This window comes from Halorubrum sp. DM2, from assembly GCF_901686465.1.
Taxonomy (GTDB): Archaea; Halobacteriota; Halobacteria; order Halobacteriales; family Haloferacaceae; genus Halorubrum.
The window spans coordinates 14,198-32,012 of record NZ_LR594487.1; the positions used below are offsets into that span (position 1 = coordinate 14,198).

A 17,815-nucleotide genomic window follows, 5' to 3' on the forward strand; every position below is an offset into this window, starting at 1 on the left:
ACAAACACGGTTCATTAGTTCTCGAGATCTGGGTGTGTCTCCTCCTCGTTGGGGTGCGGCTCGGTGAAGCGGTCACACATCACTTCCAGCGAGGTATTTTCGCGCTCGCGTTGCTCCTCGTCGTCGATCTCCTTACAGCCGGGCGGGAGATCTCGGCCGCGGTCAGTGAAGTAGTCCTCAGGGGCGACCCAATCGTGGTAGAACGGTCTGTCGTCGTCTTCGAGGATCGTCACGCCGACTTCCGCGTCGTGGCCGGCGCAGACGACCGCCTGATGGGGCTTATCGGCTAGTCGACCCGCCGCGTACAGTCCCTTGATATCGGTCCGGCCGCGCTCGTCGACGTCGACGAAAGCCTTCCCGCGTTCGATGATTCCGATACCGTCGACGCCGTCGAGGTAGCCGACATCATTCTTCGTCGCCGCGACGACCTATTCTGTGCGGTAGCGGTCGTCCTCGTCGGTCTCGACCGAGATCCCCAAGACGGTCGTTGCTGAGACGTTGCCACGGGTCGAAACGGCGGTATAGGAACTGCTTGAAAACGCTGTCGAACACGCTTGACCTCGACCGACTGTTGACATCACTGTCACTGTCGGCGACGAACGGGTACTGATCACGGTCGCTGATGAGGGTCCCGGGTTTCCTGAGGACGAACGACAAGTACTGGCGAACGGAAAAAAAGAAGCACTTGTTCACGGGCAGGGGGTTGGCCTGTACCTTGCCTACTGGGTCGTCAGGAGCCTTGATAGTGAAATCGAGGTGTCCGAGTCGCAGCCGGGCACGACGATCACGGTCAGACTTCCGGCTGCGTCGAGTTCCCCCCGTGAGCAGTGAGGGTTCAAACGGTCTGTTTTCTGGAGGACTTACGGACGAGACACGCGCACCGTGTTCGGCGTCACCCCGACGAACTATCGGCGACTGATTGGTTCGACAAATCCGAAACGACTACGCTCTATTTGACGAGTTCGGCGATAAGCTCTCGCGCGCTCCGCCGAACGGCCTCGTCGCTCTCAACCGACGGCTCCCAGCCGAGCGCGGACAGCTTCTCGATCGAAAGCCGCATCTTCGGCACGTCGCCGGTCCAACCGCGGTCGCCGCCGGTGTAGCTGTACTCGGGGTCGACGCCCAGCTCCTCACTGACGATGTCCGCGATTCGCGTCACCGAGGTGGTCGTCCGCGTCCCGAGGTTGTAGACGTTGTAGTCGTCGTCCGCGGCTTCGACGACGTGTTGGATCGCGTCGACGCACTCGGAGACGTACATGTACGACTTCTCCTGTCGGCCGTCACCGAGGATCTCCAGTTCGGCCGGGTCGGCGTCAAGCTTCTCGATGAAATCTGGGATGACGTTCCCGCGCTGGCGCGGCCCGACGATGTTCGCGAAGCGGAACACCCACGACTGGACATCGTAGGAGTGCGCGAACGTCGAGATCAGCGCCTCGTCCGCGAGCTTCGCGGAGCCGTACACGGAGATCGGCTCCATGGGCGCGTAGTCTTCGGGCGTCGGCCGCGGCGCCTCGCCATACACCGTCGACGAAGAGGTGAACGCGAAGCGATCGACGCCGACCTCCCGCATCCGCTCTAAGACGTTGTACGTCATCGCGGTGTTGTCCTCGAACAGCGTGCGGTCGTCGTCGTAGTTCGTGTCGGTGAACGCCGCGAAGTGGAAGACGATGTCGAGATCGTCGGTCACCGCGCGGGCGACGGCGGCGGGATCGGTCAGGTCCGCCTCGACGAATTCGGCATCGTCCGGTACGCGGTCGCGAGTCCCCTTCGAGAGGTCGTCGGCGACGCGAACGGTTGCGCCGCGACCGAGCAGGCTGGCGGCGAGGTGGCTTCCGACGAGTCCGGCGCCGCCCGTCACGAGAACGTGCGCATCGTCGAGATTCATACTGGCCCGTTAGCGGTGACGAACAAATACGTGTGGAATCCGAACGCCGCGACGAGGACTGCCGCGCGGCCGCCGTTATAATCCCTCGTGCCCGCCTTCCTGCGCGAGGAGGACGACCATCGAGAGCCCGGAGATGACAAGGAGGATGAGCGTCGGCACCACGGCGTACTGGTACAGCGCAGTCTCCTGTGCGCGCCAGATTTGCGTGACGATGGTGTCGAACTCGGACGGGCGGAGGATCAGCGTGACGGGCAGCTCCTTCATCGTCGTGAGGAAGACGAGCGCGGCACCCGCGACGATTCCCGACCGCGTGAGCGGGAACGTGACCCGTCTGAACGCTCCCATGGATGACTCCCCGAGGGTGCGACCGGCCTCAACCAACTTGGGGTCGACCTGAAGGATCGACGTCCGGCTCGATCCGACGGCCTGCGGGAGAAAGCGGACAACGTACGCGAACACCAACAGCGGCAGCGTCTGGTAGAGCCGCGGCACGTAGCCGGACCCGAAGTAGACGAGCGCCAGCGCGAGCACGATGCCGGGCACCGCGAACCCGACGTACGTCGCGCGCTCGAAGACGACCGCGAGCGGCGAGTCGTGGTTCGCGGCGAAGTACGCGATGGGGATAGCCGCCAGCGCGGCGACGACCGCCGCAGCCGCGGAGACTGAGACGGAGTTGACGACCTGTATCGGCTCGAACGCCATCGACGGCCGTCGACCCGCCTCCGAACGCACCAGCCACAGCCCGAGAATCCACAGCGGGACGAGGAGCGCGAGCGCCGAGACCCCCGCCGGCAGCAGCGTCGCCGGCCACCGGAGTCGTCCCAGCGACACCCGGTGGTCGGTGCGACCCGCGTCGTCGCCGTGCGACGACGCGTCAGAGCGGACGAGCCACTCCAACGCGAGCACGAACAGCACGACAACGAGCAGCTGTAAGGAGAGCAGCGCGGCGTAGTCGCTCCCGAAAGAGTTGTACTCGACGTAGATCTGTCGGGTGAACACCGACAGCCGCATGATCGAGGGCGTCCCGAAGTCTGAGACCGCGTACAGCGCCGCAAGCAGCGACCCGGCGGCGATCGCCGGTCGGATCGCAGGGAGCGTCACCCGACGGAACGACGCGAGCCGGCCGTGGTTCAGCGTCCGGGCCGCCTCCAACAGCGTGGTGTCGAACGAGAGGAGCGCTGCCCGCGTCGTCAGGTAGACATACGGGTACGTGTACAGCGTAATGACGAGTATCGAGCCGGGCAGGCCGTATATCTCCGGAACGCGTTCGATGCCGAGCGGCGAAAGTACCTCGTGGAATTCGCCTCGAGGCCCGAACGCCGAGACAAACGCGAACGCGCCGACGTAGCTCGGCACGACGAGCGGGAGCGCGGAGACGACCGACCAGAACCGACGGAAGGGGAGGTCAGTCCGGACCGTGAGGTACGCTAGCGGGACGCCCAACAGGATGCAAAAGACCGTGACGCCGGCCATCAACAGCAGGCTGTTGGCCAAGACCTCGGCTGTCGAACCGCTGAAGAGGAGCTCCAGCGCGCGCGACCGCTCGACGGTGACCGCCTCGATCACCAGCCACGCCAGCGGGAACACCATCGTCGCAGCGATGGCCGCGGACAGTAGGGTCAACCCCAGCGGTAGTCGGCCGTCGCCGTCTGTCAGGAAGTCGCGTATCCGGCGTGTCAGACTCATAATCCGGGAAGGGACGTACTTGTCAAGGGGCGGGCGCACCGACTGTTACAAGTTCCGATCCGGTCGTCAATCGGGTCCGACGGATATAATACTTTAGGGGAACCTAAACCGGTTATGAAACTGACGCGGCGCGACGCGGCGGCCGCGCTGGCCGCTGTCGGCGCGACCGGTGGGGTCGCCCTCGCGGCCCGACGCGCAGGCGACGGTCCTGGCGACGGCGGAAGATCGAGTGACGCCGGTGAGGGGAACGACCAACCCCTCGACGAAGCGGCCGTCCGCGCGTCGATGGCCGGGGTCGCGACGGTCCTCTACCCGAGCGAAGTCGACGGCGTCGAGCCGTTCGTCGACGGGTTTCTCGACGGCCGGCTCGACGGATCGGGTCACGCCGAGGGGATCCGCGAGGCGATCGGAGAGCTCGACGGCGCGGCTCGATCGTGGCACGGAGCCCCGATCACCGAGCTCTCCGAGGGCGACCGCGATCGGCTCCTCCGAGAGGTCGGCGCCGACACCGCCGAGGAGGATCCGGACGGGACGCTCGCGGAGCGAGTGCGCTACTACGTCGTCAACGAGCTCCTGCTCGCGTTCTACGCCTCGCCGACCGGCGGCGAGCTAGTCGGACTGGAGAACCCGCAGGGGCACCCGGGCGGGATCAAGAGCTACCGGCGGGGGCCCCAATGAGTGTGGAGGACGCCCAGGACGGGGAGATAACGCGGGCCGCGGTCCGCGACGTCGACCGCTCCCCGGTCGCGAACGCGGACGTCTGCGTCGTCGGCGCGGGGCCCGCGGGCGGGCTCGTGGCGGACCGACTGGCCGCCGACTACGACGTGGTTGTCCTCGACGCCGGCCCCCGGTTCGACCCCGCGGACCGGCTCGCGCGACAGGAGCGGGCGATCCGTCCGAGCTACGACCGGCCCGACGTGTGGGACGTCGGGGGCGAGCGCGACGCCCACGCCAACAGCGGCGAGTGGTTCTACCCGCTGAATCACGCCCGCGTCAAGGGGGTCGGCGGGTCGACGCTCCACTGGCAGGGGATGGTGATGCGGCTCCACGAGGACGACTTCGACTCCGAGACGGAACGCGGCGTCGGGGCGGACTGGCCGATAGAGTACGCCGACCTCCGGCCGTACTACGCCGAGGCGGAACGCGAGTTGGGCGTCGCGGGCGCCTCTGACAACCCTTACGCCCCGCCGCGCGAGGAGCCGCACCCGATGCCCGCGTTCGAGCCCTCCTACAGCGACTCGCTGTTCGCGGAGGCCTGCGAGGAACTCGGGATCGACATGCACTCCGTGCCGAACGCACGCAACTCCGAGGCGTACGACGGGCGCTCCGCCTGCGTCGGTTACGGCACCTGCCAGCCCGTCTGTCCGGCCGGCGCGAAGTACGACGCGACGGTCCACGTCGAGCGCGCGGAGGAGCAGGGGGCGACAGTCATCGACCGCGCGCCGGTCGAGCGGCTCGAACACGACGGGAACGACCGAGTCACCGCTGCCGTCTACGCGACTCCCGACGGCGAGACGCACAGGCAGGAGGCCGACGCCTTCGTCGTCGCCTGCGGGGGCGTGGAGACGCCGCGACTCCTGCTCTTGTCCGAGTCCGACAAGTATCCCGATGGTCTCGCCAACTCCAGCGGGACCGTCGGGAAGTTCTTCATGGACCACCTGTTCGCGGGTGCCGGCGGCGTCCTTGACGAGCCCACTCGACAGAACCACGTCGGCTTCTACACCAGCGCCTGCGACCAGTTCTACGACGAGGCCGACGAGACGCAGGCCCCGTTCAAACTGGAGTTCTTCAACTACGCCGGCCCTTCGCCGGTCGGGATGGCACTTTCCGGCGACGACTGGGGGGACGAACTCGTAGAGCGGCTCCGCGACGGCTACGGCACCCACGTGGCGATGGGCGGGCTGGTCGAACAGCTCCCCCGGTCGGACAGCTACATCGGGCTCGACCCCGACCGCACCGACGACCGCGGCAACCCCGTTCCCGAGATCAGCTGGACCGTCGGCGACCGCGCGCTCGACACGATCGAACGGGCGAACGAGATCCAAGTCGAGATTTTAGAGGAGCTCGGCGTCGATGTCCAGTGGGTCGCCGGCCCGGACGCCACCGGTCCCGCCTACCACCACATGGGCACCACCCGGATGAGCGACGACCCCGATCGGGGCGTCGTCGACGCCGACTGTCGGACCCACGACCTGGACAACTGCTGGATCGCCTCCAGTTCGGTGTTCCCCACGAGCGGCGCAATGAACCCCACACTTACGATCGCCGCGCTGGCACTCCGCGTCGCTGATAACGTTCGAGAGCGGCTCTAACAATTGCTTTAGGTAAACCTAAAAGCTCAAGTGGGTAGAGGGGCGTCTTCGAGGTAATGAGTTCACTCAGCGCGAACGGGTCGGCCGATGAGGTCGACGAGACGGAGGACGGAGCGGCACCCGCGACCGACGACGAATCGGCGACCGACGACGCCAAGCACGTCGGGTACTACACCTTCGACGACCTCAGCGTCGTGATGGGGACGTACAACGAGGAGGAGGCGATCGCGACGGTCCTCGAAGACATCGACGAGGTCACCGACGGGAAGGCCGAGGTCGTCTGCGTCGACGGCTCCTCCGACCGCACCGCGGAGATCGCTCGCGAACACGGTGCGACAGTCATAGAGCAGGAGCCGCAGGGGTACGGCGTGGCGGTCCGGGAAGCGATCCTGACGCCCGACCGCCCCGTGGTCGTCACCACAGACTGCGACGACACCTACCCGATGGAGGCGCTGCCGGAGTTCCTCGCCGAGATCAACGACGGGGCCGACGTCGTCAGCGGCGACCGGCTCTACCACGGCGCGGAGGCGATGCCGGCGTTCAACCGCCTCGGCAACCACGCGTTCGCGGCGCTCGCGAGCCTCCTGATGGGCGAGCGCGTCCACGACACCACGACCGGGATGCGCGCGTACCGCCGCGACGTCGTCGAGGAGATCGGCTGGACAGAGAACACCGGGCTCTCAGCGGAACTCCTGATCCGGCCGCTGATGCGCGGCTACGACGTGCGCGAGCGCCCGATCCACTACGCCGAGCGCCTCGGTGAGACGAAACTCGATCCGATCGGCGGCGGGGCCGCCATCGCGAAGTCGATCGTAACGGTGTGTCTGGAAGAACAGCTGCGTCGGTTGTAGACGAGGACAACTCTCCATCGGCGACCGACTGAGACACCGGCGGTTCGCGTCTCCGAACTCACGCCGCGAACGCCCGCGGTTCACGCGTTCGCGTCCGATTCTGCGTCCGTCTCGAAGGCGACCCAGTCCGAGTGGGCGTCCGGATCCTCGGGGAGGTAGGTGCCCTCTGTCCCGCATTCCGTGGTGAGCCGACAGACGAACCGCTCCGGAGGCCAGATCGCCTCAACGCCCTCGTTCGTCGCTCGGACCGTCGCCTCCTGCCGGTAGGTGAACGTCGAGCCCGCGGGGTCGACGAGCGTCACCGTCACGATCACCTCGTCGCCCGCGGGGTCGATCGGGACGGTCGCGTTCGGCGCGCCGGCCAGCCGCGCGCCCTCAGGCGTCAGCAACCACTCGGCCGCAAACGAGTCGTTGAGGTCGCGCACGTCGTACTCGGCGTCGGCCGTCTCGCCGGTGCCGGAGGGCTCGCCGCGCATGGTCTCCAGTCGAACCGTCGCGCGTCGGACGCGGTTGGGAACGCCGACCGTCGCCGTCGCGTCGATCCGCGCTCCCTCGCGGACATCGAGCGGTTCGAGCTTCGGCGCGACGTGTCGGTTCGGGTCCGGAGTCCACGTGCCTCGATACGCGTACCGCCGCAGGTCGCGGTTGGGATACGCGTCGGTCACTGCGAAGTCCTCGGCCGGGTCGCGGTCGAGCGCGTACACCGCATCGCCGTCCAGCCCCGGCTCGTTCCGGAGCGGCTGGAAGGGATGGCCGAGCCACTCGCCGTACGGGGTCGGAACGAAGACGAGGTCGTCGTCGAAGTCAGCCGACTCGATCGGATCGTAGGCCGCCTCGTGCTTGTCGGCGTGGGCCGCGTGACGGTCGAGGGGCCCCTCGGCCGCAGCCGCGGCACCGAGGGCACCGCCGAGGACCGCAAGCACTGCGACCGCCGCGACGACCGCCCGCGCCGTTTCCCCCGTGGTCCGAGACGCGAGCCACGCGCGGAGCCGAGAGAGCCCCCGACCGCCGGCAACGACGGCGACGCCGCCGAAGACCGACAGCGGAACGAGCAGGTCGAAGTGGTAGAACGGCCCGAAGCCGGATATCAGTCCGTTGGTCGGGTCCGAAAACGTCGCGAGGAGATTGTTCGTCCCCCAGAAGAACAGGTTCCCGACGGCGACGGAGACGACGACGCCGCTGAGGAGGAGTCCGGCGGTTCGCTCGAACGCCGGTTCCGCGGGAGCGTCGACGCCGCCGTCTCCCGGGGCCCCTGACGCGCGTCGCCCCGACAGCCAGGCCCACGCGGCCAGCCCGGCCCCCGCGAGCGCGAGCAGCGTGCCGAGCGGCCCGGCGACGATCCATCGAGTGGCGAGGTACCACAGCCCGTACCCGTTCGACCGGAGCGCCAGCTCGGGCGTGTACTCCTCGCTGTGGCCGAGAATTCGCCGCTCGCCAAATCCGGGTCCGTCCATCGGTGCGAACGCCTCGTACGGGAACATCAGGAACGACCCCGTCATCCGGAGGTTGTACGCCAGCGTGACGCCGACGAAGAGGGTACCGAGAAACGCCGTGAGTCCGTGACGACGGACCGGAACGGGGAGGGGGAGCGGCGGTAGTCCGGTGTCCCGAAGCGCGAGGGCGGTCCGAACGAGCGCGTGGAGGATGAACGGGGCCGCGAACAGCACCGCCGTGAACGGCCGGGCAAAGAAGGCGAGGCCAATCGCGAGGCCGGCGAGGCCGGCGAGCGGGAGCGACCGATCGCGGACGCCCCGGAGGTACGCGACCGCGAACAGCAGGTTCAGGAACGTCGTCGGCGCGTACGGGAGGAACACCGAAGAGGTGACGACCGCCATCGGCGACGCCGCGAACAGGACCGCGGCCGCAAGGCCGACCCGCCGGTCGAAGACGGTCGATCCGAGCAGGTACACGAGCGCGGCGTTGCCGGCGGCGACCGCCGCGAGCGTCACCCGCGGCTCGCCGAACAGCCACATCGTCACCGCGTACATCGCGGCGGGAACCGGGTTGTACTTCGGGTAGAGTCGTCCGCCGTCCTCGACGAAGAACCACGGGTGGAAGGCGTCTGCGAGTGCGCCGGCATGGAACTCCAACTGACCCTCCAGAAGCAGCGCGGCCTGCGTGAGGTAGACGCCCTCGTCGTGGTTGAACGAATGGTACGCGAAGACGGTCGTCGCGATCGCGAACGTCAGGAGTCCGGCCGCGAGCGAGACCAGCGCCGCCGCGACGGTGAGCCGGTCGACGCGAGCGATGCGCTCGCGGATGCGGTTTGCGAGTCGGTCCGGAGAGACATCGTCGAAGCGAAGCGACACGGGTGAGGGAAACCGTTCGAACGCCTATAGCTCGGCGCCGGCCTCGCGCATGAGGTCGATCGTCGGTTCCAGGTCGGAGAGCTGCGTCAGGTCGATGTCGGGGACGTCGAGCTCGTCGATCGTGGGGAGGCCGCCGATCGGCTCGACGTCCGGGATCAGCGGGTACTCGAAGGTCGTCCGAGCGAAGTAGTCCTGCGCCTCTGCCGACAGCAGGTGGCGGACGAAGTTCTCCGCGAGGGTCGCGTCCGAGGTGCTGTCGACGACCGCGGCACCGGCGACGTTGAACACCGCACCGGCGTCACCGCGGGTGAAGGCCGTCGCGATGGAGGCCTCAGGATTGCCGTCGAGGACGCGCTGGATGTAGTAGTGGTTCGTGAACGCCGCGTCGATCTCGCCGGCGGCGATCGCCTGACAGGCGGCGAACTCGTCGGGATAGCTGGTGATGCCGGAGTCGACGACAGCCTCGACCCACTCGCGGGTGGCTTCCTCGCCCTCGATCAGCCGCATCGCGGTGACGAATGCCTGACAGGAGCCGTAGGAGGGCGCCCATCCGAGGTCGCCGTCGAACTCCTCGGGGAACGCCATGATGTCATCCGGAATGTCTCCCTCGGAGTACTCGTCGGTGTTGTACGGGATCGTCCGCGCCCGCCCTGAGGTACCGATCCACTGGTCAGTGTGGAACTCGTCGCGGACCAAGTCAGTGATCTCGGAGGACAGCGCCGCCGTCCGCCCCTCGTTGGCGAGCGCGCCGAGCGACCCGGAGTTGACCGAGTAGAACACGTCGGCCGGGGAGCCCTCGCCCTCGTTGGCGATCTGGTTCACGAGGTCGGTTGAGCCGCCGTACCGGACCGTCAGGTCGAACTCGTCGTACAGGTCCTCGATGTACTGGATGAGCTCGCCGACGAGGAACTCTCCCCGCCCGGAGTAGACGGTGAGTTCACCGGACAGGTCGGGCATCTCCGTCATCGACGTACCGCCGGGAAGCCCACGCCCCGAGCGGCCCGAGCCGATCTGTCCGACCGAGCCGGTGTCGCTGCCGTCGCCGCCAGAGTCGTTGTTCGTCCCGTTACAGCCCGCGAGTCCGACCGCGCCGACTGCGGCGGCGCTCGCGAGGTAGCGCCTACGGTTCATCCTCGTCTCGCTTCGGTCGTGGTTCGTCATGTGCTTTAGGCTTGCCTAAACACTCTTAGTCGTGTCGGTTCAGTCATCCGCGACCGCCGGCGCCCGATGGACCGCGTCGAGACAGTCGAGCCAGTCACGCATGTACTCGCCGCAGTGGTTGAGGAATGCGCCGTTGTTCCACTCGGAGAAGTCGCCCTCCACAAGCGCGTCGGCCATCTCTGCGAACGCCGCCTCGAAGGAGTCCGCGTCCTCGCCCGCCTCGTCGACTACCTCCCAGACGTGTTCGTTCAGCTCCAACCCCGCCACCTCGTTCGCGAGGTCGTCGAACGTCGAGCGCGGGGCCTTGTTGTGCTCACAGAGGGGATCTCCGTTGTAGATCCGCCTGTCGAGCACGTCGCAGGCGCGTTTCAGGAACAGTCCCGACCAGATGTCGTCGAACCGACCGACGTCCCACTCGTTGTCGTCCATCGGGAGTTGATAAAATGCAGGGATCACCTCGCGGCGGAACGCAAGGTTCATTGAGCAGACGGTGAGGTAGTTGCCGCGCGCGGCGACAAAATCGCGTTCGAAGTCGTCTACAGTCGTCCGTGTCTGTGCCTGCCCCTCCAAGTCGCCGTCCATCAGAATTCGGACGGCATCGAGGTCCGGGACGTTGGTCCACAGCCCCTGCGAGGCGACAATCTCACCGGCGTCGACCTCAACGGCATCGGTCTCGACTGTCTCGTCCATCGCGGAATACGGATACCCGCGGGGGTACAGGCCGTGGTCGTCGGCGTTCTGGTAGAGGACGTTCACCCAATCTTCGTTGGAGCGCACGCGCTCGACCTCGCCCCCGAACGCGAGGTTCGCCATGTGGCGGCCGAAGTAATTGACATCCTCGTGCGGAAGCGTGTCGTCGTCAATGAACAGACCGTACTCAAACGATTCGTTCGCCCACATATACAGCAGGCCGAAGCTCGTCTCCGCGTGGCTCGCGGCCGGGACGACGTGCGAGTACTCCGCTACGCCGTTTGCCTCGTACCACTCCTCGCGGTGCGTCCCATCGAACACCTCACCAGAGACATCAAGGTCGGTAAGCATGTCGCGCATCGCGTCGACATCACAGAAGTCCTCCGTAACAAGTACGAAGTGGAGCCGTGAGATATCAAATCCGTGCTCCCGAGCGTTTGCGACGTACTCGCGGAGACACTCATACTCCCGGATTGTAGGAATGATTACACAGATGTCACCGCTTGCGGCGGCCGATCGACGTGCTTCCATACTACTAAAATTTTAGGTTGTCCTAAAAATCTGGCGGTTCGGAGGTCGACGACTTGCTCTCCTCGATGGGGTCCGACGGCTCAGCGACGCCTTCTGTATCCGACGCTTCAGCAACATCCCCGCCGTCGGCTTTCGCTGCCCGATTCGGCTCATCGGTCTCCGTAGGACCGGCCGTTGGGGAGAGCCCGAGCGCGAGCGCCGCTGTCCCGCCACCAACGAGTGTGACCACGTTCTTTAGCGCGTGGTCGAGGATTGCGGCCGCGAGCGCTGTCTCGACTGGCAGTCCCGTCGCACTTACGACGAGACCGGTGAATGCCGCCTCATATAGCCCGATACCGCCCTGTGAGAGCGGGAGTACCTTCGCGAGGTTACCGACGCTAACCGCAAGCGTCCCGACGACAAGCAGCGTCGGCGTCGGGACAAACCCTCCAATTCCGCCCGTGAGCGCGGCGAGCACGAGGACGGCTGTAAGTACGTCAAGCGACCAGATGACGACACTCCAGAGGAACACTGTCCCAAGGCTCCGGGGGTCGGCGGCGACGACCCGAACCGACGAACCGAAATCGACGACGGACTTGACGACCTTCTCCATGCGTTGGCCCGTAACCCGAGCGTAGAGTGTAGGGCCGAACTGGCGGTCACTCCGGGCGACTGCGACGGTGATAGCCGAGAGAGTCACGGCGACAGCAGCGATGCCAGCCGCGGCCGAAAGTGCCGTTAATGGCGTGACAGTCCCGACCGATTCGCCCAATCCCAAGGATCGATCAGTCAGGAGTAGGAACGCAAGCGCGATGCCACCGAGGAGACCGATCGCCACGAGGTCGAACGCGCGCTCAACGGCGAGGGAGGCGACGCCAGTCGGATACGGTACATCCCGTCGCTCCTTGAGCAGGTACGCCCGAACGCCGTCACCGGCGCGGGCCGGGACGACGAGATTCGCAGTCTGACTCGCGAATACCGTCATGGTAAGGAACCCGGTCCAGCAGCGATGACCCATAGCCGCCAGCATGTCGCCGTAGCGACGCCCACGCACCGGCCACGACAGCACGTAGACGAGCAAAGCGCTGCCCAGAAGCGCCGGGTCCGCTACCATCGCTGCTGTAACAACCTCATTGAGATCGACTCTACGGACGAGGTACGCAGCGCCGAGTCCGAGGACTATGAACGTTCCGAGAAGCGTAAGACGCTCGCGCGAGGCCTCGGCGCGGAAGCGCGCTCGGAGGCTCCTCTCTGTCATGGACGTGTGTCTCCACTTTGGGGCGGGTAAATTCGTCTGCCCGTCCAGTGAGTGTAAAGCCGCTCGGGGCCCCGTTCAAACATTATACACTGATTTAGGTACACCTAAAACATATAATGGTAACGGTCCAGTAGTGTTTGACACGCTCCAACCGGTACGGCAGTGATTAACTTTGTTTGACGCGATCGCCCCATCGAGTTCGACCGGTTTCGAGACTCATTCTATTATTGGATTCGTGGTGTTCAGCAGGTCGATACTCCAGATTCAGAAATATCCCTTGACAAGCATCGTAATAGTACCCACACTCATTATCTCACAGATCCTTTGAGACGATTTACCGACCGATCTAAAACACAGCCTCAATAGAGAGTTATAAACAGGTATATCAAATCCGATTTCCAAGAACGTGAGTCAGACACTAATTGGGTTTTTTAATTTCCCCTCACTAACGGTAGTATATGAATGTAAAGGCCCGTGTCGCTTCTGAGCACCAACTTGTCCGACTCTTACAGGTCGGCGTAGTGCTCGAAGAAGTAGTTGAAGCGCGGGCCGAGCAGCATTATCGGAATCTCTCTGACACTGAACATCAACCGGTGAGTGAAGAGGTTACCAATCTACTGACAGAGACGACAAAAGAATCGGCGGACCACCGACGCAGGCTCGAAGAGCTGATTGACGAACTCGACGCCGAGACGATTGCGTTCGAACAAATCCAGACGTTGGTCGCCGAGCAGTACGGCGCGACAAAACCTGACGACTTCGACGGTCTTCTATACGATCAACTCCACTCCGAAGAGTCGGCGTACAAGTTTTACGATGATCTGATCGAAAGTATTGAGCAGTCCGACGTAGCGTTCAGCCTACCACGGAAACGCCTGCTTGAGACGCTCAAAACTATCCGCGAGGAGGAAGCAGAGGGTGCCGAACGAGTGACGAACCTTATGGACCAACAATGAACACGAAAGACCGCTATCTCCGTGCGATCTACCTGATCCAGGTAACGACAAATGAACCGGCAGGAACGGGTGCTATCGCCGAGCGACTTGATATAAGTCCGGCGAGTGCGAACGAGATGATCGGTAAACTCGAATCTGATAGCTTGGCTGAGCACGAGAAATACGAAGGGGTGACACTCACCGAGGCAGGCATTGAGCAGGCTCGTGAGTCCGTCGAGACTTATTGTATCATCGAGCGGTTCCTCCACTCGGTGTTAGGCATCGAAGCGTATCGCGAGGAAGCCAGCCAGTTGGAGGGCGTGATCGATGCGACAGTTGCGGAGCGATTAGATACGATCATCGATCGTCGCCCCGAATGCCCAGATTGCTTCGACGCTGAGACCGACCAATGCGCGTTCTTGGGCGACAGCGAGACAGACGACTGATCATATGGTTATTTTTTTGATATCCTCATAGTGATTAGTGCGAATAGTTTCGCAGACGGTGTCAAAAGACGCCGTTTCAGCAGTTTTTCGCACCGGTCCAGATCGTCACGGCGGTAAAGACTCGCACTAATCACTATCAGGGTCCTGAGAGTGTTACGTACACAATCTTGAAGGATGGTTTGATCTGTGCCTTCTGTTCAAATCTACACGAATTCTATAGAATTGAGTCACATACCATCCTGTTTCTGTAGTTGTTCGACCGGTAGTACGCTCGGTGATACCGTGTGAGCACTGAGCTGGTATCGACAGTTCCGCAAAATCGTCTTGATGTTTGTCATCACTAACAGAGAACCGCTATGTGAGCTTCTGTAATTGTGACTCAACGTCTATTCAGCAGAGCAGTCCAATCGGTCACGGTATTCGATATTCTGAGTGTGTACGGCCGTACAACAACGGTGATCCTTATTAGTAGACTTCCACTCTATCCGCGCACAGCAGTAGTAGGACTTCAGTCGTGATCTGCTAGGTTCCTGCTACAGGCCGTCTATCAGTCGTATCTAGCCGTTCAGACTTGAAGCGGCAGTAGGTTCGGACTGCGCTCGGAGGCGAACCGAGACGCAGGTACCTCCAAACTCACTTTCCCGTACGGTTATCGATCCACCGGAACTCCGCACAATCCAGCGGGTAAGCCACAATCCCAATCCGCTACTGTGACTGAGCGATGTTTCAGTTTCGGATGTAAGCACCTCCTGTTCTATCGAGGGCAACCCTGGGCCGTTGTCCGCGACGCTCACGGTAACGTGGTTCTGAGAGGGTCCGACCTCTACAGCGACTGTCACCCTAGGAATCTCTGAATCGTTGTGCTCGATAGCATTATCAAGGATGTTATCGAATGCGTACGGCAACAGCTCGTGAGCCACGACGGAGAGCGATTCCGGTATCTCATCGGATATGTGCGAGTTCTGTGACTTGATACGAAGCTGCTCGACTCGTTTTCGCAGCATTACACCCAGATCGACTGTCGTACGTTCTGCCTCACTATCGTCCTGAAGCTGTTCGATGTTCCGTGCTGTTTGACTCAGTTCGATAATATTCGATAGATGTTTATTTATTATGTCAGTATGCTCATTTTCGATAGATAAATCATCGACCAGCATCTCGAGGCGTCCCTGAATCACATTTACGTCGTTCCGTATATTGTGGCGCAGAACACGGTTGAGAACGGTAAGACGTTGTTCACGCTGTTTCTGATCGGTAATATCACTTATAATGAGTACTGCGCCACTGAACTCCTCGTCTTGCGTTTGAACCGGGGCAGCCCAGATCCGGACGTCGAGCACACTTCCGTTCTTGTGGGTATGCCGTGCCTCCACTCCGTGTAGTTGCTCGTTGTTCTGGAGGCGAGGAAGAATCTCCTCGGTGGTTCCCGACGATGAGGAAAGCACCTGTGGATACATCTGTCGGCGCACTTCGGTATCGGTCCACCCAAATATCCTCTCGGCACCGTTGTTCCAGACCTGAACCATGCCGTCCGCATCAACGACGAGGATAGCCACAGGAGCGGCTTCAACAACGGCCGTAAAGCGATTGAGAAGGCGCTCAACCGCTGTAGTGAGAATATCGACTTGAGCTTCGGTATCGAGCTGTCTGTGTAATACCGTAAGAAGATCTGAAAAGAGATCTTGGGTGAGCTCTTCACGCTCTGTAGTCGCTTGCGATTGATAGGCTTTCAACAGCGCTTGCTGGGTTTCTTCATGCCCCTCTTCGGAGAGAACACGGAATAGAGTCCCGACGAGCTGCTCCGCGTGATCCGCCATTTTAGGTAGACCTAAAAGATTATAAAATATAAACGCTTCTTTTTACCGCCACCTCCTTCTACGAGCCGTATAGTTATTTTTGTTATATAAGGTACGCAATAATTATAAAAGAATACGAAAAAATACGCGACACTCTTGTGGCGTAGATTGTTGGTGGAGAGCTGTCTTGCGATTTTGCGAGATTCTACTCTCTTGACCCACCCTACTAGAACGGACGTAAATCCGGCTAAATCGTGCTTTCTCGGAACCAACCGGAACTGACGAACTCTCACCAACAATCCTCTACCCAAGAGCGTTTGCGGAACATCACATCTCCCTTCGCTTTAGACCGTCAAGAACCTCCCCTGTGGAACGGGCAGAAGAATCGAAATTGGATAGTTCACAACAGATCGGCTGACACAAGCGTTTATACGGTAGGAGAATCAAAGTTTAGCTAGCTAATGAGCCTTGATCAAGCGGTTGACGAAGCGCTCGCGACGTACAATATGTCGCGCAGCGAAGAGGCCGAGGAAACGGGCCGAACAGTCGCCACGCTTCAAGATTAGTAGAACCGCTTAGTCGAGATCTCGGATTTTTTCCGCGAATTCTGCTTTTGAGAGGCCAGACGTCTCTTTTAACTCCGGATAGCCGGCACGTTCGACAGCCTCCTCAACGAACGTGACCCAGAGATCCTCGTGCTTCTCTGCGTAGACGACTTTCGCCTCACTCGGGTACATATCCAGCTCGTATTCAGTCAGGTCGATCTCGACCGCGTGTTTTCGCTCAAGTGTTCTCGCACCGAAGCTATACAGGTGCTTGAAGAGGATGTTCTTCCGTCGAACGGTCAACAGTCGCTTCGATTCGTTGATGTACCCGTTTACCCATTCCCGCCAGTCGTAGGATTCTGGACCGGTCTCTACGGAGGTTTCTGGCATAGCGAAGTCCGGATTTAGGCGCCGAAGGTAGAACTGAATTAGCGCAACAGCGGTTCGATGATTGGCGTTCGGAAGTGCGTGTTTGAGGATCAGGTTCGAGGCGAGTTGGCCCGCTACGTCTGTTGCTGGTCCTTCCCACAATGTCCGATCGAGAACGTCTGGTAATACATCGACGTCGATATTCTTGTACGCCTCGACGAGCGTTCCCTCTTCTTTTTTGTTCTGAGCGAGCAGTGCACGGTAAATCTCGAGGAGACGAACGACGATGGTGCTGTTGTCGGCACTCATCTCTGAGAGTGACTCGTTCAGGTCAAAATCCATCTCCTGAACAGACCCACCGCCAACGCGGGATGTGTAGATGACGTAGAAAGTTTCGTCTATATCGTATTTCTGGACCTTCACTGCGACGTCGTCGCCGTAGCCGACGATCTGCGAGACGATTTTGTCAGGATCTGGATGGACGAAGTCAAGAGAGAACTGCTTGTCGCCGGGGTGGTGATAGTAGACGTGGCCCATCTGCGTACGAAGTACTCGTCAGTGCTGATTAATCAAGTTCACGAGCGGCATCGAACACCGCCCGCGTAAGTTGAGACCAACTATCTCAATGTATACGGCCACAGCTTCGGAGAATGGAACTGATGCGTTCCTTTCTTTCGACGTCGGTAGGGGGTGCGTCACCCGTTCAGTATGTCTGCGTGCCGTCCTGTACTCGATCTGGCGAGGGATCGATATGCTGTTCCAGTGTGAGAGAGGTGGTGTGTACGACCGTGAACCCGTTGTAACGGCGCAGAACACGCTGACATTGCTCCGGCAGGAGACAGGAATCGGGTAGCAGCTATCTGAGACTCAGGGGGTGCCCCAGTTCGTGAGCGGCAGCGCTCTCGTGACAGTCGGTCAGTTCCCGAAATAGTTCGATGGCCGACACGAAACCGCTCTCGGAGGCATCGTCCAACCGGTATCTGCGTACCGATTCAGTCGAAATCACGCATCTCACACCCGCTAAACCCGCTATAGTCTCAACTTCCACAATCTCGGAGGATG

The 17,815-nt window shown here is 62.1% G+C and carries 14 protein-coding genes and 2 pseudogenes; 7 read left to right on the forward strand and 9 right to left on the reverse strand.

Annotated features, from left to right (window positions below):
* Window positions 1-14: 14 nt before the first annotated feature.
* Window positions 15-470: pseudogene (locus QOL69_RS00085) on the reverse strand (thioredoxin reductase); the annotation flags it as partial.
* 106 nt (window positions 471-576) lie between these two features.
* Between QOL69_RS00085 and QOL69_RS00090 the strand changes: the two are divergent.
* Window positions 577-831, forward strand: a complete 255-nt coding sequence (locus tag QOL69_RS00090) for an ATP-binding protein (RefSeq protein ID WP_283404189.1) — start codon at window positions 577-579, stop codon at window positions 829-831.
* A 118-nt stretch (window positions 832-949) separates the two neighbouring features.
* On the opposite strand, the gene QOL69_RS00095 is transcribed toward QOL69_RS00090, so the two are convergent.
* Together QOL69_RS00095 and QOL69_RS00100 are read right to left on the reverse strand one after the other, a co-directional pair.
* On the reverse strand, window positions 950-1,885 hold the full coding sequence (locus QOL69_RS00095) for an NAD-dependent epimerase/dehydratase family protein (protein WP_283401561.1): 936 nt from the start codon (window positions 1,883-1,885) through the stop codon (window positions 950-952).
* A 75-nt stretch (window positions 1,886-1,960) separates the two neighbouring features.
* Complete coding sequence (locus QOL69_RS00100; protein WP_283401562.1) at window positions 1,961-3,571, reverse strand: ABC transporter permease; 1,611 nt, start codon at window positions 3,569-3,571, stop codon at window positions 1,961-1,963.
* A 114-nt stretch (window positions 3,572-3,685) separates the two neighbouring features.
* Here QOL69_RS00100 and QOL69_RS00105 point away from each other — a divergent pair, with 114 nt between their 5' ends.
* From QOL69_RS00105 to QOL69_RS00115, 3 genes are read left to right on the forward strand one after another with little or no spacing between them, the layout of a single operon-like run.
* Complete coding sequence (locus QOL69_RS00105) at window positions 3,686-4,249, forward strand: gluconate 2-dehydrogenase subunit 3 family protein (RefSeq protein ID WP_283401563.1); 564 nt, start codon at window positions 3,686-3,688, stop codon at window positions 4,247-4,249.
* Complete coding sequence (locus QOL69_RS00110) at window positions 4,246-5,883, forward strand: GMC family oxidoreductase (protein ID WP_283401564.1); 1,638 nt, start codon at window positions 4,246-4,248, stop codon at window positions 5,881-5,883. Before QOL69_RS00105 ends, QOL69_RS00110 begins: the two co-directional genes overlap by 4 nt.
* Window positions 5,884-5,939: 56 nt before the next feature.
* On the forward strand, window positions 5,940-6,734 hold the full coding sequence (locus tag QOL69_RS00115) for a dolichyl-phosphate hexose transferase (RefSeq protein ID WP_345782472.1): 795 nt from the start codon (window positions 5,940-5,942) through the stop codon (window positions 6,732-6,734).
* Between the two features lie 80 nt (window positions 6,735-6,814).
* On the opposite strand, the gene QOL69_RS00120 is transcribed toward QOL69_RS00115, so the two are convergent.
* From QOL69_RS00120 to QOL69_RS00135, 4 genes are read right to left on the reverse strand one after another with little or no spacing between them, the layout of a single operon-like run.
* Window positions 6,815-9,043, reverse strand: a complete 2,229-nt coding sequence (locus QOL69_RS00120; RefSeq protein ID WP_283401565.1) for a DUF7846 domain-containing protein — start codon at window positions 9,041-9,043, stop codon at window positions 6,815-6,817.
* 24 nt (window positions 9,044-9,067) lie between these two features.
* Window positions 9,068-10,204 (reverse strand): extracellular solute-binding protein, encoded by a 1,137-nt coding sequence (locus QOL69_RS00125; RefSeq protein WP_283401566.1) that lies wholly within the window; start codon window positions 10,202-10,204, stop codon window positions 9,068-9,070.
* Between the two features lie 39 nt (window positions 10,205-10,243).
* Entirely contained in the window at window positions 10,244-11,425 is a 1,182-nt protein-coding gene (locus QOL69_RS00130) for an alpha-1 4-glucan-protein synthase (RefSeq protein WP_283401567.1), read from the reverse strand.
* 22 nt (window positions 11,426-11,447) lie between these two features.
* Window positions 11,448-12,662, reverse strand: coding sequence for a lysylphosphatidylglycerol synthase transmembrane domain-containing protein (locus tag QOL69_RS00135; protein ID WP_283401568.1), 1,215 nt, complete (start codon window positions 12,660-12,662; stop codon window positions 11,448-11,450).
* A gap of 458 nt (window positions 12,663-13,120) precedes the next feature.
* Between QOL69_RS00135 and QOL69_RS00140 the strand changes: the two genes are divergently transcribed.
* The 3 genes and pseudogenes from QOL69_RS00140 to QOL69_RS00150 form a co-directional block, all read left to right on the forward strand.
* The gene (locus QOL69_RS00140; RefSeq protein ID WP_283401569.1) at window positions 13,121-13,618 is read left to right on the forward strand and encodes a ferritin-like domain-containing protein; all 498 of its coding nucleotides are present in this window, start codon (window positions 13,121-13,123) and stop codon (window positions 13,616-13,618) included.
* The gene (locus QOL69_RS00145) at window positions 13,615-14,043 is read left to right on the forward strand and encodes a metal-dependent transcriptional regulator (protein ID WP_283401570.1); all 429 of its coding nucleotides are present in this window, start codon (window positions 13,615-13,617) and stop codon (window positions 14,041-14,043) included. Before QOL69_RS00140 ends, QOL69_RS00145 begins: the two co-directional genes overlap by 4 nt.
* A gap of 255 nt (window positions 14,044-14,298) precedes the next feature.
* Window positions 14,299-14,415 (forward strand): annotated as a pseudogene (locus QOL69_RS00150) (IS5/IS1182 family transposase); the annotation flags it as partial.
* A gap of 185 nt (window positions 14,416-14,600) precedes the next feature.
* Here the strand turns inward: QOL69_RS00150 and QOL69_RS00155 are convergent.
* Both QOL69_RS00155 and QOL69_RS00160 read right to left on the reverse strand, forming a co-directional pair.
* Window positions 14,601-15,860, reverse strand: a complete 1,260-nt coding sequence (locus QOL69_RS00155; RefSeq protein WP_283401571.1) for a PAS domain S-box protein — start codon at window positions 15,858-15,860, stop codon at window positions 14,601-14,603.
* A gap of 554 nt (window positions 15,861-16,414) precedes the next feature.
* Window positions 16,415-17,290: a DUF8172 family protein gene (locus QOL69_RS00160; RefSeq protein ID WP_283401572.1), complete on the reverse strand. Its 876-nt coding sequence runs from the start codon at window positions 17,288-17,290 to the stop codon at window positions 16,415-16,417.
* Between the last annotated feature and the right edge of the window lie 525 nt (window positions 17,291-17,815).